18 protein-coding genes are annotated in these 17,437 nt (G+C 73.5%); 13 read left to right on the plus strand and 5 right to left on the minus strand.

All coding sequences use genetic code 11. The annotated features are described in order from the left end of the window. Positions 1-6: 6 nt before the first annotated feature. From argB to argH, 6 genes are read left to right on the plus strand one after another with little or no spacing between them, the layout of a single operon-like run. Positions 7-894, plus strand: coding sequence for an acetylglutamate kinase (gene argB, locus GA0070614_RS26650; RefSeq protein ID WP_088978526.1), 888 nt, complete (start codon positions 7-9; stop codon positions 892-894). Next, entirely contained in the window at positions 891-2,096 is a 1,206-nt protein-coding gene (locus GA0070614_RS26655; protein ID WP_088978527.1) for an acetylornithine transaminase, read from the plus strand. The genes argB and GA0070614_RS26655 overlap by 4 nt, the downstream gene beginning before the upstream one ends. After that, a complete protein-coding gene (gene argF / locus GA0070614_RS26660) occupies positions 2,093-3,022 on the plus strand; it encodes an ornithine carbamoyltransferase (protein ID WP_088978528.1) in 930 nt (309 codons plus the stop codon). The genes GA0070614_RS26655 and argF overlap by 4 nt, the downstream gene beginning before the upstream one ends. Beyond that, positions 3,019-3,534 (plus strand): arginine repressor, encoded by a 516-nt coding sequence (locus GA0070614_RS26665; protein WP_088978529.1) that lies wholly within the window; start codon positions 3,019-3,021, stop codon positions 3,532-3,534. Before argF ends, GA0070614_RS26665 begins: the two co-directional genes overlap by 4 nt. Beyond that, positions 3,531-4,736, plus strand: coding sequence for an argininosuccinate synthase (locus GA0070614_RS26670; RefSeq protein ID WP_088978530.1), 1,206 nt, complete (start codon positions 3,531-3,533; stop codon positions 4,734-4,736). The genes GA0070614_RS26665 and GA0070614_RS26670 overlap by 4 nt, the downstream gene beginning before the upstream one ends. A gap of 14 nt (positions 4,737-4,750) precedes the next feature. Continuing rightward, a complete protein-coding gene (gene argH / locus GA0070614_RS26675) occupies positions 4,751-6,214 on the plus strand; it encodes an argininosuccinate lyase (protein ID WP_088978531.1) in 1,464 nt (487 codons plus the stop codon). A 54-nt stretch (positions 6,215-6,268) separates the two neighbouring features. On the opposite strand, the gene GA0070614_RS26680 is transcribed toward argH, so the two are convergent. The 5 genes from GA0070614_RS26680 to GA0070614_RS26705 form a co-directional block, all read right to left on the minus strand. Next, positions 6,269-8,467: an MMPL family transporter gene (locus GA0070614_RS26680; RefSeq protein ID WP_088978532.1), complete on the minus strand. Its 2,199-nt coding sequence runs from the start codon at positions 8,465-8,467 to the stop codon at positions 6,269-6,271. Between the two features lie 110 nt (positions 8,468-8,577). Then, positions 8,578-8,847 (minus strand): hypothetical protein, encoded by a 270-nt coding sequence (locus GA0070614_RS26685; RefSeq protein WP_088978533.1) that lies wholly within the window; start codon positions 8,845-8,847, stop codon positions 8,578-8,580. Next, positions 8,834-9,193, minus strand: a complete 360-nt coding sequence (locus tag GA0070614_RS26690) for an ArsR/SmtB family transcription factor (RefSeq protein WP_088978534.1) — start codon at positions 9,191-9,193, stop codon at positions 8,834-8,836. The genes GA0070614_RS26685 and GA0070614_RS26690 overlap by 14 nt, the downstream gene beginning before the upstream one ends. 89 nt (positions 9,194-9,282) lie before the next feature. Beyond that, complete coding sequence (locus GA0070614_RS26695; protein WP_088978535.1) at positions 9,283-9,633, minus strand: MmcQ/YjbR family DNA-binding protein; 351 nt, start codon at positions 9,631-9,633, stop codon at positions 9,283-9,285. Positions 9,634-10,092: 459 nt separating this feature from the next. Beyond that, positions 10,093-12,612 carry an AMP-binding protein gene (locus GA0070614_RS26705; RefSeq protein WP_088978536.1) on the minus strand — a complete coding sequence of 840 codons (2,520 nt, stop codon included), beginning with the start codon at positions 12,610-12,612 and terminating at the stop codon, positions 10,093-10,095. Positions 12,613-12,904: 292 nt separating this feature from the next. Here GA0070614_RS26705 and GA0070614_RS26710 point away from each other — a divergent pair, with 292 nt between their 5' ends. From GA0070614_RS26710 to GA0070614_RS26735, 7 genes are all read left to right on the plus strand, one after another. Continuing rightward, on the plus strand, positions 12,905-13,315 hold the full coding sequence (locus tag GA0070614_RS26710; protein ID WP_231933395.1) for a DUF2975 domain-containing protein: 411 nt from the start codon (positions 12,905-12,907) through the stop codon (positions 13,313-13,315). Further along, positions 13,315-13,521, plus strand: a complete 207-nt coding sequence (locus GA0070614_RS26715; RefSeq protein ID WP_026874506.1) for a helix-turn-helix domain-containing protein — start codon at positions 13,315-13,317, stop codon at positions 13,519-13,521. Before GA0070614_RS26710 ends, GA0070614_RS26715 begins: the two co-directional genes overlap by 1 nt. Before the next feature lie 55 nt (positions 13,522-13,576). Continuing rightward, positions 13,577-13,741, plus strand: coding sequence for a hypothetical protein (locus GA0070614_RS30660; protein ID WP_172892511.1), 165 nt, complete (start codon positions 13,577-13,579; stop codon positions 13,739-13,741). Positions 13,742-14,215: 474 nt separating this feature from the next. Beyond that, positions 14,216-14,926: a VOC family protein gene (locus GA0070614_RS26720; RefSeq protein WP_088978538.1), complete on the plus strand. Its 711-nt coding sequence runs from the start codon at positions 14,216-14,218 to the stop codon at positions 14,924-14,926. Between the two features lie 103 nt (positions 14,927-15,029). Further along, complete coding sequence (locus GA0070614_RS26725) at positions 15,030-15,641, plus strand: DNA-3-methyladenine glycosylase (protein ID WP_088978539.1); 612 nt, start codon at positions 15,030-15,032, stop codon at positions 15,639-15,641. Positions 15,642-15,711: 70 nt separating this feature from the next. Beyond that, on the plus strand, positions 15,712-16,815 hold the full coding sequence (locus GA0070614_RS26730) for an LLM class flavin-dependent oxidoreductase (RefSeq protein WP_088978540.1): 1,104 nt from the start codon (positions 15,712-15,714) through the stop codon (positions 16,813-16,815). Continuing rightward, a complete protein-coding gene (locus GA0070614_RS26735; RefSeq protein WP_088978541.1) occupies positions 16,812-17,435 on the plus strand; it encodes an FMN reductase in 624 nt (207 codons plus the stop codon). Before GA0070614_RS26730 ends, GA0070614_RS26735 begins: the two co-directional genes overlap by 4 nt. Positions 17,436-17,437 lie beyond the last annotated feature (2 nt).

A 17,437-nucleotide genomic window follows, 5' to 3' on the forward strand; every position in this document is an offset into this window, starting at 1 on the left:
ACGGGCATGAGCCTCTCCGTCGACCTCACCCGGGCCCAGGCCAAGGCCGAGACGCTGATCGAGGCGCTGCCCTGGCTGGCCCGCTTCTCCGGGGCCACCGTTGTGATCAAGTACGGCGGCAACGCCATGATCGACCCCGAACTCCAGCGGGCCTTCGCCGCCGACATGGTCTTCCTCCGGTACGCCGGGCTGCGGCCGGTCGTGGTGCACGGCGGTGGCCCGCAGATCTCCGCCATGCTCGGCCGGCTCGGCATCGCCAGCGAGTTCAAGGGCGGCCTGCGGGTCACCACCCCGGAGGCGATGGACGTCGTCCGGATGGTGCTCGTCGGGCAGGTCGGCCGGGAACTGGTCGGGCTGATCAACGCGTACGGCCCGTTCGCCGTCGGCCTCTCCGGCGAGGACGCCGGCCTGTTCACCGCCGTGCGGCGACCCGCGTACGTCGACGGGGAACCGGTCGACGTCGGGCAGGTCGGCGACGTGGAGTCGGTCGACGTCTCCGCGGTGGCCGACCTGATCGCCGCCGGCCGGATCCCGGTGATCTCCACCGTCGCGCCGGACGCCGACGGGGTGCTGCACAACCTGAACGCCGACACCGCCGCCGCCGCGCTCGCCGTCGCTCTGGCGGCGCGCAAGCTGGTCGTCCTCACCGACGTCCCCGGCCTGTACGCCGACTGGCCCGACCGCGGCAGCCTGGTCAGCGAGATCAGCGCCGACGACCTGGCGAAGCTGCTGCCGTCCCTGGAATCGGGGATGGTGCCGAAGATGGAGGCCTGCCTGCGGGCGGTGCGCGGGGGAGTGCCCGCCGCGCACGTCGTCGACGGCCGGGTCGCGCACTCCACGCTGCTTGAGGTCTTCACCTCGGAAGGATTCGGAACCATGGTGACCGACTCATGAGCACGCTGGTCGAACGCTGGGGCCAGGCCCTGATGGACAACTACGGCACCCCGCCGCTGGCGCTGGTCTCCGGCTCCGGCGCGGTGGTGGTCGACGAGGCCGGCCGGGAGTACGTCGACCTGCTCGGCGGCATCGCGGTCAACGCCCTCGGCCACGCCCACCCGGCCGTGGTGGCCGCCGTCTCCAAGCAGGTCGCCACCCTCGGGCACGTCTCGAACCTCTTCGTCGCCGAGCCTCCGGTGGCCCTGGCCGAGTTGCTGCTGGCCCTGGCCGGCCGCCCCGGCCGGGTCTTCTTCGCCAACTCCGGCGCGGAGGCCAACGAGGCGGCCTTCAAGCTGTCCCGGCTCACCGGCCGCTCGCACGTGGTCGCCACGAAGGGCGGCTTCCACGGTCGCACCATGGGGGCGCTGGCGCTCACCGGCCAGCCCGCCAAGGCCGACCCGTTCCGCCCGCTGCCCGGCGACGTCACCCACGTCGAGTACGGCGACGTCGCCGCCCTGGAGTCGGCCGTCACCGACGCCACCGCCATGGTGATCCTGGAACCGATCCAGGGCGAGAACGGGGTGGTCGTACCCCCGGCCGGCTACCTGGCCGCGGCCCGGCGGATCACCGCCCGGCACGGCGCGCTGCTCGTCCTCGACGAGGTGCAGACCGGCATCGGCCGCACCGGGCACTGGTTCGCCCACCAGGCCGAAGGCGTCGAGCCGGACGTGGTGACCCTGGCCAAGGGGCTCGGCGGCGGGCTGCCGATCGGCGCCTGCCTCGCCTTCGGCCGGGCCGCCGAGCTGCTCGCCCCCGGCTCGCACGGGACCACCTTCGGCGGCAACCCGGTCAGCTGCGCCGCCGCGCTCGCGGTCGTCGCCACCATCGCCAGCGAGGGACTGCTCGACCACGTCAAGCGGACCGGGGAGCGGCTGCGCCGGGGCGTCGAGGCGCTCGGCCACCCGCTGGTCGCCCAGGTGCGCGGCGCCGGGCTGCTGCTCGGCATCGTGCTGACCGAGCCGGTCTCCGGCCCGGTGTCCGCCGCCCTGCGCGACGCGGGCTTCCTGGTCAATCCGGTGCAGCCCGGGGTGGTCCGGCTCGCCCCGCCGCTGATCCTCACCGCCGGGCAGGTCGACGCCTTCCTGGCCGCCCTGCCCGCCGCCCTGGACGCGGCGGCCCCCGCCCCTACCCTCACGACCGGCACGGAGGCCAACGCATGATCCGGCACTTCCTGCGCGACGACGACCTGACCCCCGCCGAGCAGTCGGCCGTGCTCGACATCGCCGCGCGGATGAAGACCGACCGGTTCGCGTACCAGCCGCTGGCCGGGCCGCGCTCGGTGGCCGTGCTGTTCGACAAGCAGAGCCTGCGCACCCGGATCTCCTTCGACGTCGGCATCGCCGAACTGGGCGGGCACCCGCTCGTGGTGGACACCCAGGTCACCCACTTCGGGCGGGGCGAGACCCTGGGCGACGCCGGCCGGGTGCTCTCCCGCTACGTCGCCGCGATCGTGCTGCGCACCCACGGTGACGACCGGATCGCCGAGGTCGCCGCGCACGCGGGCGTGCCGGTGGTCAACGCGCTCACCGACGACTACCACCCCTGCCAGCTCCTGGCCGACCTGCTCACCGTTCGCGAGCGCTTCGGCGACACGCGGGGACGGACCCTGGCGTACGTCGGGGACGCGGCGAACAACATGGCGCACTCGTACCTGTTGGCCGGGGCGACCGCCGGGATGCACGTGCGGATCGCCGGGCCGGCCGGCTTCCAGCCCGACCCGGAGATCGTGGCCCGGGCCGAGAAGATCGCCACCGGCACCGGCGCCTCGGTGCGGGTGCTCGTCGACCCGGTCGAGGCGGTACGCGGCGCGGACGTGGTCGCCACCGACACCTGGACCTCGATGGGCCAGGAGGACGACGGGCTCGACCGGATCACCCCGTTCCTGCCGTACCAGGTCAACGACGCGCTGCTCGCCCACGCCGGGCCCGAGGCGATCGTGCTGCACTGCCTGCCCGCCCACCGGGGCGAGGAGATCACCGACGAGGTGCTGGACGGGCCGCGCAGCGCCGTGTTCGACCAGGCGGAGAATCGCCTGCACGCCCAGAAGGCGCTGCTGACGTTTCTCCTGGAGGCTTCGACACCATGACCGCCCCGCTGACCCGCGCCGCCCGGCACGCCCGCATCGTCGAGCTGATCCGGGAGAAGGCGATCCGCTCGCAGACCGAACTGGCCGACCTGCTCGCCGCCGACGGCATCCAGGTCACCCAGGCCACCCTGTCGCGGGACCTGAAGGAACTGGGCGCGGTCACCGCCCGTGGCGGCGACGGACGGGCCGTCTACGTCATCCCCGAGGACGGCCACCGGCCGCTGCGCGACGCCGAGGCGGCCCCCGCCCGACTGGTGCGGCTGCTGCGCGAACTGCTCAACGGGGTCGACGCCAGCGGCAACATCGCCGTGCTGCGCACCCCGCCGGGCGCAGCGCAGTACCTGGCCAGCGCGTTGGACCGGGCGGGCCTGTCCGAGGTCGTCGGCACCATCGCCGGCGACGACACCATCCTCGTCGTGGCCCGCGAGGCCGACGGCGGGGCCGCGCTCGGCGACAAGCTCGCCGGCTGGGCCCGCCGCGAAGAGAACGTTGAAGGGGGCACCACACCATGACCGAGCGGGTCGTCCTGGCGTACTCGGGGGGTCTCGACACCTCCGTCGCCATTCCCTACCTGGCCGAGCAGACCGGCGCCGAGGTGATCGCGGTGGCGGTCGACGTCGGGCAGGGCGGCGAGGACCTCGACGCCATCCGGCAGCGTGCCCTCGACTGCGGGGCCGTCGAGTCGGAGGTGGTCGACGCGCGCGACGAGTTCGCCGCCGACTACTGCCTGCCGGCGATCCGGGCCAACGCCCTCTACATGGACCGCTACCCGCTGGTCTCCGCGTTGTCCCGGCCGCTGATCGTCAAGCATTTGGTCGCCGCGGCGCGCAAGCACGGGGGCACCATCGTGTCGCACGGCTGCACCGGCAAGGGCAACGACCAGGTTCGCTTCGAGGTCGGCCTGGGCGCGCTCGCTCCCGACCTGAAGATCGTCGCCCCGGCCCGGGACTTCGCCTGGACCCGGGACAAGGCCATCGCCTTCGCCGAGGAGAAGGGCCTGCCGATCGACGTGTCGGCGAAGTCGCCGTACTCCATCGACCAGAACCTGTGGGGCCGCGCCGTCGAGACGGGCTTCCTGGAGGACATCTGGAACGCACCCGTCGAGGACCTGTACTCGTATACGTCCGACCCGGCCGAGCCGCGCGACGCCGACGAGGTCGTCATCACCTTCGACGCCGGCGTCCCGGTCGCCGTCGACGGCGAGACGGTCACCGCGTACCAGGCGATCCTGGAGCTGAACCGGCGCGCCGGCGCGCAGGGCGTCGGCCGGCTCGACATGGTCGAGGACCGCCTCGTCGGCATCAAGAGCCGCGAGGTGTACGAGGCTCCCGGCGCGATCGCGCTGATCACCGCCCACCAGGAGCTGGAGGCGGTCACCGTGGAGCGGGACCTGGCCCGGTTCAAGAAGAGCGTCGACCAGCGCTGGGGTGAACTCGTCTACGACGGGCTCTGGTTCTCCCCGCTCAAGGGCAGCCTCGACGCGTTCATCGACGACGCGCAGCGGCACGTCACCGGCGAGGTGCGGCTCACCCTGCACGGCGGCCGGGCGACCGTCACCGGCCGGCGCTCCGAGGCCAGCCTCTACGACTTCGGCCTGGCCACCTACGACACCGGCGACACCTTCGACCAGTCGCTGGCGAAGGGCTTCGTGCAGCTCTGGGGCCTGCCCAGCAAGATGGCCGCCGCGCGGGACGCCCGGCTGGGCGGTGCCTGATCGTGGGAACCACAATGGGCGGCGTGGACGACAAGAGCCTGACCGAGAACAGCGCCGCCACCAACCGGACCAGCCTGTGGGGTGGCCGGTTCGCCGGCGGACCCGCCGAGGCCCTCGCCCGGCTGTCGGTGAGCGTCCAGTTCGACTGGCGTCTCGCCCCGTACGACATCGCCGGCTCCCGGGCGCATGCCCGGGTCCTGGCGGGCGCGGGCCTGCTCGACCCGGAGGAACTGGGCCGCATCCTGGCCGCGCTGGACGACCTGGAGGCGGCCTGCGCCTCCGGTCAGTTCCGCCCGACCATCGACGACGAGGACGTGCACACCGCCCTGGAGCGCGGTCTGCTGGAGCGGCTGGGCAGCCTCGGTGGCAAGCTGCGCGCCGGCCGGTCCCGTAACGATCAGGTCGCCACCGACCTGCGCCTCTACCTGCGCGACCACGCCCGGGGCGTGGCCGCCCGGCTGGTCGAGCTGGCCGAGGCCCTGGTGGAGCAGGCCGAGCGGCACGTCGAGACGGCCGCGCCCGGCATGACCCACCTCCAGCACGCCCAGCCGGTCACCTTCGGGCACTGGCTGCTGGCGCACGTGCAGCCGCTGCTGCGCGACCTGGAACGGCTGCGCGACTGGGACCACCGCACGGCGGTCAGCCCGCTGGGCGCGGGCGCGCTGGCCGGCTCCGGCCTGCCGCTGGACCCGGTGGCCGTGGCCAAGGAGCTGGGCTTCCGCACGTCCTTCGCCAACTCGATGGACGCGGTCGCCGACCGGGACTTCGTCGCCGAGTTCCTCTTCGTCACCGCGATGATCGGGGTGCACCTGTCCCGCCTCGGCGAGGAGGTGGTCCTCTGGACGTCGCAGGAGTTCGGCTGGGTGGAGCTGGACGACGCCTTCGCCACCGGCTCGTCGATCATGCCGCAGAAGAAGAACGCGGACATCGCCGAGCTGGCCCGGGGCAAGTCCGGCCGACTCGTCGGCGGGCTGATGAGCGTGCTCACCATGCTCAAGGGCCTGCCCATGACGTACGACCGGGACATGCAGGAGGACAAGGAGCCGGCCTTCGACGCGGTCGACACCCTGGAGCTGCTGCTGCCCGCGCTCGCCGGGATGATCTCCACCATGACGGTGCGGGTCGACCGGCTGGTCGCCGCCGCGCCGGTGGGCTTCTCGCTCGCCACCGAGGTGGCCGACTGGCTGGTCCGCAGGGGCGTGCCGTTCCGCGACGCCCACGAGATCACCGGCAAGCTGGTGGCGCTCTGCGTGGCCCGGGAGTGCGCCCTCGACGAGGTCTCCGACGCCGACCTGGTCGCGGTCAGCGCGCACCTCGATCCGAGCGTGCGCGACGTACTCTCGGTCCGTTCGGCGCTGGCCGCCCGGGTCACTCCCGGTTCCACCGGCCCCGGCCCGGTCGCCGACCAGCTCGCCGCCGCGGCGGACAAGCTGGCCGGCTGGCGGGAGTGGGCCGCCGAGCGGGTCGTACCCCGCTGAGGTCGTGACGGCCGGTCGCGGCGCGCGGGGTCGTCCCCGCGCGCCGCGTCGCCGTCAGGGGCGGCGTGAACCCCAGGCCCGCTCGCCGCAGAGCGCCAGCGCCGCCGGGAGCAGCACGCCGCGCACCAGCGTGGCGTCCACGAGGACGGCCACCGCCATGCCGAGGCCGAGCATCTTGTACTCCACTGCGCTGAGCGTCACGAACACCGCGAAGACGGCCACCATGATGGTCGCGGCGCTGGTGACCACGCCCGCGCTGCGCCCGACGCCCTCGACGATCGCGCGCCCGGGGGCGGTGCCGGCCGCCCACCGTTCCCGGATCCGGCTGAGGACGAACAGGTGGTAGTCCATGCTGAGCCCGAACAGCAGGACGAACATGAACAGCGGCAGCCAGCCGACCACCCCGCCGTACGGGGTGAAGCCCAGCGGTCCGGCGAGGTGGCCGTCCTGGAACGCCCAGGTGAGCACCCCGTACGCGGCGCCGATCGACAGCAGGTTCAGCGCGATCGACACCAGCGGCACCGCCAGGCTGCGGAACGTCACCGTGAGCAGGACGAAGGCCAGCAGCAGCACCGCCCCGACGACCAGGGGCGCCCGGCTGGTCATCCGTTCGGTGAAGTCGTGGGCGAACGCGGTGCGACCCATGACCGCGTGCCCCACGCCGTCGACCCGGCCGAGGGTCGCCGGCAGCACGTCGCCGCGCAGCGTCGCCAACGCCCGCTCCGACGCCGGGTCGGTGCCCGAGCCGGCCAACGGCACCCGGACCACCAGCGCCCGGTCGACGGCGGCGACGGTGACCGGGCCGTCCAGCCCGTCGCCGTCGACGGCGATCCGGTCCCGCAGCGCCGCCACGGCGGCGTCGATGTCGGCCCGCCCGGCGACCGGTGACCCGTCGCGGCTCCACACCACCACCCGGGCCGGCGCGGCGGCGCCCGGGAAGTCCTGCTGCATCCGCACCGCCGCGTCCACGGTGGGAACGCTGCGGGGCAGGCTGTCGGTCACGGCGGCGTCCTGCGGGTGCATCCGTAGCGCGGGCAGCGCCAGGACGACGAGCAGCAGGGTGCCCACCGCGCCCCAGAGCAGCGGACGCTGGGTCACGCCGGCGGCGACGACGGTCCAGAACCGCGACGGGGCGGACCCGGTGCGCCGCCGGCCGAGCCACGGCACGCGGATCCGGTCCACCCGGTCGCCGAGCACGGCCAGCATCGCCGGCAGGGCGGTCACCGACGCGAGCATCGCCGCGCCGACGACGAGCACCGTGCCGACGGCGGCACCCCGGAACGCCCCGATTCCGGTGAGCAGCAGACCGCTCAGACAGAGCACGACGGTGACGCCGGAGACCACCACGACCCGCCCGGAGGTGCCGGCGGTGATCGCCAGGGCGGTCGGCAGGTCGTGTCCGGCGGCCCGTTCCTCCCGCTGGCGGCGCAGATAGAACAGGCAGTAGTCGACGCCCACCGCCATGCCGATCAGCAGCACCATCGGCGCGGTCACGCTGTTGATCGGCAGCCAGTGGTCGACCACCTGGAGCAGGCTCAGCGTGGCGAGAACGGCGGTCAGGGTCAGCAGCAGCGGCACCGCCGCCGCGACGAGGGAGCCGAACACCACGAGCAGGATCAGCAGGGTCAGCGGCAGCGACACGTGGTGGGCGAGCGCGAAGTCGCCCTGGACGCCCTGGTCGACGGCGCGGGAGAGGCTGCGGTCGCCGGCCTGGGCGAGGCGGACCTGCGGGTGCCGCTCGCCGACCTCGGCGACGGCGGCGGTGGCCGCCTCCCACCCGGTCCGGCGTTGGTCGAGGTCGCCGTCGACCTCGAAGGTGACCAGCACCGCGCGTCCGTCGGCGGAGATCCGGTCGACCTGGCCGGCGGCGTACGGGTCGTGGACGGCGGCGCCGCCGACCGGCAGCGCCCGCAGCGTCGCGGTCAGATCGGCGACCGCCGCCCGCAGCAGGGGATCGGTGGTCGCCGGTGGCCCGTCGGCGGCCAGGCGTCGCACCAGCACGTGCTCCTGGATCGGCTCGTACCCGCGCTGGGCGTCCAGCGCGTGCCGGGCCCGGCCGGCCTCGCCGGGGTCGGTGACGGGGGCTCGCTCCCCGGTGACCAGTACGCCGGCGAGGACGGCCACCGCCACCAGGGCCAGCCAGCCGGTGATCGCCAGGGTGCGGTGGCGCACCGACCAGGCGACCACGCGTTCGGTCAGCGGCCGTGGGCGGGGTGGGGGTCGGTGGGTGGGTGATTTGCGTTCGCGCAGCATGAACTGCTGTCCTTTCCCTGGATGGGTGTCGCGCGTGAGAGCTCGCCGTCGGCGAGGTGATGCTCGTCCCGCCGGGTCGTCGAGTTGCAGCTCGACGACCCGGCACCTGCCTACTCGACGTCCTTGAGGACCCGCTCCACCGAGGACATCCGGCCCTCGACCTCGGTGAGGCGACCGCTGATCACCGCGAGTTGCCGGGACAGCTCCTCCTGGGTACGCGCCGATTGCTCGGCCAGCGCCCGGTACTCCTGGTCGCGGGCCACCTGCGCGCGGGCCCGCCAGGTCGGCGCGATCCGGGCCACGACCGTGACCACGACGACCGTGATCAGGGTGAAGATGCCGATCGCCCCGACGACCTCCGCCAGTTCATGTCCGTCCATCCCGTGCGCCTTCCTGTCGGTTGCTGTCCTCGGTGTCGGTGCTGAGCGTGTCGGCCGCGTCCGCGATGACGGCCGGCGTCAACCGGTACGCGAACGGGCGGACCTCGTAGAACTTCATGGCCTTGCCGTCGGGGGAGAGTTCGAGCTGGGCCGAGACCAGCCCGGCGGCTTCGAGCTTGCGCAGGTGCAGTTGGAGCAGCGCCCGGCTGATGCCCAGGTCACGGGCGAGCCGGCTGACGTAGGTGCGCTCCCGGCTGAGGGCGGCGATCACCCGCAGCCGGTGCGGGTTCGCCAGCGTGGCCAGCACCGCGAGCAGCTCGTCCCCGGTCGGCTCCGACGCGCTCATAGCGAAAACCTGCACATGCCAAAAAAACTTAGCAGGTGTGGGTGCGTCGCGCTGTCCCGGCGATGAGGATCAGGGATTTCTCGGGGTCGTCAGGCGGGGCGCTCGCGCTTCGGCAGTCTCGCCACCACCGCCTCGTACGAGGCGTCGACCGCCTCGAACAGTTCGTCGTCGGCGATGCCGCCGTCGAGCCGCAGCGCGTTCCAGCCGTACCGGCCTAGGTAGGGGGCCACCGCCGCGTCGGAGGGGTGTCGGTGCAGCCACTCGTCGGCCAGCACCCGGTCCGGGCCGCACTTCACCCACACCCGGGGCGGATCGTGCGGGGCGCCGAGGAAGGCGAAGATGCGGCTGCCCACCTTGGCCACCTCGGTCTCCTCCCAAGGGCGGTCCAGCCAGGCCGCCGGCAGGCCCAGGCAGTACGCCACCATCTCGTCGCGGGTCATCGCGTCCTCCGTCCCGGTCGGGCCTCAGTCTGACAACCCCGCCCGCCGCCGTGTCCGCTCGCCGCCGTGCCGGCCCACCTGCCGAGCGGCAGCGCGCTGGCGGGCGGCGCTTGCTGGCGGGCGGCGGCCCCCGGCGGGCAGTGGCCGACCTGGCGGGCGGCTCACTGGCGGGCGGTGGCTCAACGATGGGTGGGGGCGGCACACCGGCGGGCAGCAGGTTCGGTGGACCGGGGGTGATGCGGCGGCTGCTGTCGTCGCGGGTCATCCGGTGCACCATCGCGGGACCCGGCCTGCTTGGCGGCCTGCGCGCTGCCGAGCCCGAGAGCGATCGCCTGCCAGGTGAGCCCACGGTCCCGGGCCAGGGTCAGCAGCCCCGCCTCCAGGGTGTCCAGCTCGGCGCGTAGGTGTGGCAGCAGGGTCAGCGCGGCGGTGAGGTCGTCGCGGTCGAACGAGGCGTTGTCAACGTCTTGTTGAAGTCCGTTGGCCCGCGAACCAGCGGCCGGCCCGGTTGACCAGCGTCGCGTACCCGATGCCCAGCGCCAGTGAGGCGACCAGGGCGACCAGCGGCAGGTCCCGCAGGTGCGGGTAGACCTGCCAGTGGGTCAGGTAGATGTACAGCGAGCTGCCCGCCAGGACGCTCGCCACCCGGTTCACCGGCCCGAGGCTCGGCACGGTCGGCAGCCAGATCAGCAGCGCGAACCCGGCCACGATCAGCGCCTCCCGGCCGGGCTGGCCGAAGAAGCCCGGCACGGTCGCCGCCGCGGCAGCGGTCACCAGCAGCCGCTGCCGGACGCCGTCGGCGCGGGCGGCTGCCCAGCCGAGCGCGAAGAGCCAGAACGCCACCAGCGCGGTGGGCAGGTCGTAGCGGGCGTCCAGGCCGAACACGTCGTACCGGCTGAGCAGCCCCAGCCCCACGAGGGTCATCGGCAGGGCGAACGGGTGCCGGCGTTCCAGCCGGTCGACGCGGGGCACGGCCAGCAGGGCGGCCACCCCGATCAGGATGTAGACCAGCGCCTCGATGAACCAGAAGTGCCACTCGGTCTTCGCGTCGTCCGGGCCGAGAAGGCTGTGCGCCAGGAACAGCGTGCTCAGCCGGTACTGGTCGGTGACCACCAGCATCGCCGCGATCCAGGCCATGGTGGGCAGTACGATCCGGGCCAGTCCGGCGCGGACCTGCCGCAGCCGGTCGGTCCGGCCCGCGTCGGTGAGCTGGAACCGGGCGAAGTTGAAGCCGGCCACCCCGAGCAGCAGGTGCGCGCCGCCGGTGAGGGTGAACAGCGGGATGTGCGAGCCGACGATCAGCACGATGGCGATCGCGCGCAACGCGACGCTCGTCTCCAGCGCCCGGCGGCGGCGCGGCCGGCCGGCCCTGGGCGCGGGGAGCGCGCCGATGGGCACGGTGTGCCAGTTCGGCGGGAGCTGACCGAGCACCTGCTCCAGCCGCACCGACATCTCGACGTACGACAGCGAGTCGCCGCCGAGGTCGACGAAGCTGTGCTCCGGGGTCACGTCGGTGCGGTCGAGCACCTCGGCGTAGAGCCGGCACAGGTCGTCGCCGGGCGGCGCGGCCGGCGGGGTCACCGGCGGGGGAGTCGCGGCGAGGGCGCGCAGCGCCGGATAGTCCACCTTGCCGGTGCCCAGCCGGGGCAGCGCGTCCACCGGCAGCACCCGGACCGCGCGCGGCGGCAGCCCGACCTCGTCGGCGACCAGCCGGCGGACCCGCTGCGGGTCGGCGTCCCCGGCCACCGCGACCAGCAGTTCGTCGTCCGCGCCGAGGCAGGCCGCGTCGACGTCGTGCGCGGCGAGCAGCGCCTCCACCTGCTGCGGGTCCACCCGCAGGCCGAGGATCTTGGCGAACCGGCTGCGCCGGCCGACGATCTCGTACAGGCCGTCCGGGCCGCGCCGGGCCAGGTCGCCGGTGTGCAGCTCGTCGACGGTACGCCCCGCGGCCAGGTCGGCCGGGCGCTCGGCGTAGCCGAGCATGACGTTCGGGCCGGCGTACACCAGCTCGCCGGTGCCGTCGGGCTGGTCGGCCGTCGGGGCGAGGCGGAACTGCCCGCCCGGCACCGGCACGCCGATCGCCTCCGGCCGGCTCACCGCGAGGTCCGGCGGCAGGTACGCCATCCGGGCGGTCGCCTCGGTCTGGCCGTACATGACGAACAGGTCCCAGCCGCTGCGCCGGCCCAGCTCGGCGTGGCGGACCACCTTCTCCGGCGCGAGCCGGCCGCCGGCCACGGTGACGTAGCGCAGGTGCGGCAGGTCCATCGCGGCGAAGCCGACCCGGTCGAGCAGGTCGAAGGTGTACGGCACGCCGGCGAAGGTGGTCGCCCGCGCCTGCCGGAACAGGTCCCAGAAGCAGGCGTCGGCGACCGAGCGGTCGGTGAGCACCAGCGCGGCGCCCCGGGCCAGGTGGCTGTGCACCACCGACAGGCCGTAGCAGTAGTGCAGCGGCAGGCTGGTCATCGCCCGGTCGGTGTCGCGGATGCCCAGGTAGTCGGCGATCGCCTCGGCGTTGGCCTGGAGGTTGTCGTGGGAGAGCCGGACCAGCTTCGGCGAGCCGGTCGACCCGGAGGTGCTCAGCAGCAGCGCCAGGTCGGGGTGCAGGTCGTGGGCGGTGCCGTCCCGCCGCTCCCGCAGCGTCCACCCGCCGTCGGCCGGGCCGATCACCACGTCCGGGTCGTACGCCTCGGTCAGCGTCCCGGCTGCCGGGCCGTCGCCGGGAACCAGCAGCACCGGGTGTCCGCCGTGCAGGGCGCCGAGGTACGCCACCAGCGCGTCGACCGTGTTCGCCCCGGTCACCAGGACCAGCCGTCGGCGAGGACCGAGCCGTCGCGCGGTCCGCGCGACCCGGGCGGCCAGGTCGGCGTACGACAGGACCCCGGCGTCGGTCACGACGGCGGGGCGGTCACCGTGGCGGGCCAGATCGCGGACGAACGGCACCGCGCGTACGGCCGGGAGCAGGTCGGACAGGGGCGTCACGGTGGCAACTCTAAGGGTAGGCAAACCTAAATGACGAGGGCGGGTGGCGAGTCACACGCCGGTCGGCGTCGACCCCCGTGAGCAGCGGCGACCCGGGTGGGGCCCGCCCGTCGCCCGGACCGGCCCCGTCGGGTGCTCCTGGCCGGACCCGCCGACCGCCCGGGTGACCCCCAGGATTGGCGAACCGATTGACTTTCGATAGGTAGCGAGCGAGACTCGATACATGTTGGCCGAGCATCGAGTGGTAGCGCCGCTCAGAGTCTTTCTCGTACTGCTGTTCGGGGTCCTGCTCATGTTGCAGACCTTCTCGCTGCCCGGGCAGTTCGCGCACATGGCCGAGGAGTCCCCGGATCTCGCCTACCTGAGGTGGCCGTTGACCGCCGTCGCGGTCTTCTGGGTGCTGTGCGTCCAGGTGGTGATCGTGTCCACCTGGAAGCTGCTCACCCTGGTCAAGAACGACCGCATCTTCACCGAGAGCTCCCTGGCCTGGGTGGACGCGATCGTGTGGGCCATCGTCGCCGCCTGGGTGGTGCTCCTGGGGGTGTTCCTCTACGTCGGGTTCCGCGCGGACGACCCCGGGCTGCCGTTGCTGCTGTTCCTGATGGTGGTCGGCGTCGCCGTGCTGGGGCTGCTGATGGTGGTCATGCGGGCGCTGTTGCGCCAGGCCACGACGCTGCGCACCGACATGGAGGCGGTGATCTGATGCCCATCGTCGTCCGTATCGACGTCGAGCTGGCCAAGCGCAAGATGAGCGTCGGCGAGTTCGCCGAGCGTGTCGGGCTCACCCCGGCGAACGTGGCGGTGCTCAAGAACGGTCGGGCCAAGGCGGTCCGGTTCAGCACCCTGGAGGCCATGTGCCGGGTGCTCGACTGCCAGCCCGGTGACCTCCTCGAGTGGGTCGACGAATGAACCAGGAACCTCGACCGGTCGCCGACGGTGCGACCGGTCCCCGAAGGGAGACCCCATGAAGTACGTCCTCGCCCTCGTCGCCCTCCTCGGCGTCGCGATCGGTGTCGCCGGAGTCGTGTACGGGGAGGCCGACGACTCCCCGGGGCTGCAACTCCTGGGCGTCGTGCTCGTCGTCGGCGCGGCGGTGTTCGGCGTGCGGGCCGTGCGCCGTGGCAGGTGAGCGTCTGCCGCCGGAGTCCGTCGGCTCACGTCGCTCGCGGTGGCTCGTCCGTCCGGTCCCGGTCGGCGGGTACGACGAAGGCTTGCGTCCGGGGCGGGCGGGCGTCCGGGCGAGGGCCGGGCCCTGCCGCCGGGAGGAGCGGGAGGGTTCTGCGGTCGCTACAGACCTGAGCACATGGATGAATCGCCCGCCGTGATTCATCCATGTGCTCAAGTCTGTAGCGTCTCGAACCCCTACCCGCTGCCGGCTGCACACCGCCCGGGTCGAGCGCGACGGATGGCTCCGGCTCTCTCGCGCTGGTCTCGGCGAAACTGCGCCCGCCAGCCCGCCAGCCCGCCAGCCCGCCAGCCCGCCAGCCCGCCAGCCCGCCCGCCAGCCCGCCCGCCAGCCCGCCAGCCCGCCAGCCCGCTAGCTCGCCCCGGCCGCCGCCGAAACTCGGGTGCGGAGCACATCGCACAGCCGTAGAACACGGGGATGACGTCTCACCTCTTCGCGATCTCGTTCGCCGCGAGTGAACCGCCACGGCTCGCGCGGTTCTGGTCCGGGCTGCTGGGCTGGGAGCCGGCCGACGACGACACGCTCCTACCCGCCGACGACACCGGGTTCCGGCTCCGCTTCGTGGCGACCGGGGAGCCGAAGACCGGCCAGAACCGGGCGCACTTCGACCTGACCAGCGACTCCCTCGAGGACCAGCGGCGGACGGTGGCCAGGGCGCTGGAGTGGGGCGCCCGGCACGTCGACGTGGGCCAGGGCCCCGACGACGCCCACGTGGTGCTCGCCGACCCCGAGGGCAACGAGTTCTGCGTCATCGAGCCGGGCAACAACTTCCTGGCCGACTGCGGGTTCATCGGGGCGCTGGCCTGCGACGGTTCGCAGGAGGTCGGCTACTTCTGGAGCGCGGCGCTGGGGTGGCCGCTGGTCTGGGACCAGGACCAGGAGACGGCGATCCGTTCGCCGCACGGCGGCCCGAAGATCACCTGGGGTGGCCCGCCGCTGATGCCGAGGACCGGCCGGGACCGGGTGCGCTTCGACCTCGCCCCGGCCGCCGACGGTGACCAGCGGGCGGAGGTCGACCGACTGCTCTCCCTGGGGGCGACGCGCATCGACACCGGCCGGGCCGGGCCCGGCTGCGTGGCGCTGGCCGATCCCGACGGCAACGAGTTCTGTCTGCTGCCGCCCCGCTGACCCGGCCACCAGAGGCCACGGCCGGACCGCTCCGCGACGCGGAGCGTGGTCGGTCACACCGCGTACGGTTGCTGATCTCCGCCGCGCGACGTTTCCTGGACCGGTGGACTACTCATGGCTCGGCGCGCCCGCCGCTCAGGTCCCCGAGACGGCACGGACGATGCTGGGCTGGGAGATCTCGGCCGGCGGCGTCCGGATCAGGCTGACCGAGGTCGAGGCGTACGCCGGGACCGGCGAGGATCCGGCCTCGCACGCCCATCGGGGTCCCACCCCCAGGACCAGGGTCATGTTCGGGCCGGCCGGACGCGCCTACACCTACTTCGTGTTCGGGGTGCACTGGTGCGTGAACATCGTCTGTGGTCGCGAGGGAGAGGCCGCGGCGGTCCTGCTGCGCGCGGGTGAGGTCGTCGACGGGCGGGACATCGCCCGCAAGCGTCGTGGCGAGGTGGCCGACCGTGACCTCGCCCGCGGGCCGGCTCGGCTGGTGGTCGCGCTGGGGATCTCCGCCGAGGCGAACGGCACCTCGGTGATCGACGGCACCGGCCCGCTGCTGTTGACGCCGCCGGAGCGTCCGGTCGCGCCGTCGGAGATCTCCGCCGGCCCGCGCGTCGGGGTCGCCGCCGCGCACGACGTGCCCTGGCGCTTCTGGGTCACCGGCGACCCCACCGTCAGCAGCTACCGCCGGCACGTCCCGCGCCGCCCGCGGAATAGTTGACTCGTCAAGTATGTTGTGCGCGACGTCCGGGACGCCACCTCGGCCCCGGTCGAGACGCGAGGAGCTGGTCATGCAGTTCGGAGTCTTCACCGTCGGCGACGTCACGGTCGACCCGACCAACGGTCGGGAGCCGACCGAGCGTGAGCGGATCAAGGCGATGGTCGCCATCGCGCTCAAGGCCGAGGAGGTCGGCCTGGACGTCTTCGCCACCGGCGAGCACCACAACCCGCCGTTCGTGCCGTCGTCGCCCACCACCATGCTGGGCTACATCGCGGCCCGCACCGAGCGGCTGCTGCTCTCCACCTCGACCACCCTGATCACCACCAACGACCCGGTGAAGATCGCCGAGGACTACGCCATGCTCCAGCACCTGGCCGACGGCCGGGTGGACCTGATGATGGGACGCGGCAACACCGGCCCGGTCTACCCGTGGTTCGGGCAGGACATCCGCAACGGCATCCCGCTCGCCATCGAGAACTACGACCTGCTCCACCGGCTGTGGCGCGAGGACGTCGTCGACTGGAAGGGGCGCTTCCGCACCCCGTTGCAGTCGTTCACCTCGACCCCGCGCCCGCTCGACGGCGTCCCGCCGTTCGTCTGGCACGGCTCCATCCGCAGCCCGGAGATCGCCGAGCAGGCCGCGTACTACGGCGACGGGTTCTTCGCCAACCACATCTTCTGGCCCAAGGAGCACACCCAGCGGATGGTCGGGCTCTACCGGCAGCGCTTCGCCCACTACGGCCACGGCTCCCCGGAGCAGGCCATCGTCGGGCTCGGCGGGCAGGTCTTCGTCCGGAAGAACTCCCAGGACGCCGTCCGGGAGTTCCGGCCGTACTTCGACAACGCCCCGGTCTACGGGCACGGGCCGTCGCTGGAGGACTTCAGCCGGGAGACGCCGCTGACCGTGGGCAGCCCGCAGCAGGTCATCGACCGCACCCTCGGCTTCCGGGAGTACGTCGGCGACTACCAGCGCCAGCTCTTCCTGATCGACCACGCCGGCCTGCCGCTGAAGACCGTGCTGGAGCAGCTCGACATCCTCGGTGCGGAGGTGGTCCCGGTGCTGCGCAAGGAGTTCGACTCGCTGCGCCCCGCGCACGTCCCCGAGGCGCCCACCCACGCCGCGCTGGTCGCGGCCCGCGACGCCGCACCGGCGGGAGCGGAGGCCACCCGATGAGCCGGCGCACCCTGGCCGTGGTCTCGGCCGGGCTCAGCCGGCCCTCGTCCACCCGGCTGCTCGCCGACCAGCTCGCCGCGGCCGCCCGCGACGAGCTGGTCCGGCGCGGCCACGAGGTGGAGCTGCACGTCGTCGAGCTGCGCGACCACGCGCACGACGTGGTCGACAACCTGCTCACCGGCTTCCCGTCGACCGCGCTGCGCCAGGCCGTCGACACGGTGGCCGGCGCGGACGGCGTGATCGCCGTGACGCCGATCTTCAGCGGGTCGTACAACGGGCTGTTCAAGTCCTTCTTCGACGTGCTGGAGTCCGGGGCGCTGGTCGACACCCCGGTGCTGATCGGCGCCACCGGCGGCACGGCGCGGCACTCGCTCGCCCTGGAACACGCGGTCCGCCCGCTCTTCAGCTACCTGCGGGCGGTGGTGGTGCCGACCGCGGTCTACGCCGCGCCGGAGGACTGGTCCGGCGGGTCCGCCGACGGCGCGCTGCGCGCCCGGGTGGTGCGCGCCGGCGCGGAACTGGCCGAGCAGGTCGACCGTCGGCCGCCGTTGGGTGGCCCCGCCGACCCGTTCGCCCTCACCACCGACTTCGCGCAGCTGCTCGGCCGCCGCGAGGACTGAGC

The organism is Micromonospora coxensis, from assembly GCF_900090295.1.
GTDB lineage: Bacteria > Actinomycetota > Actinomycetes > Mycobacteriales > Micromonosporaceae > Micromonospora > Micromonospora coxensis.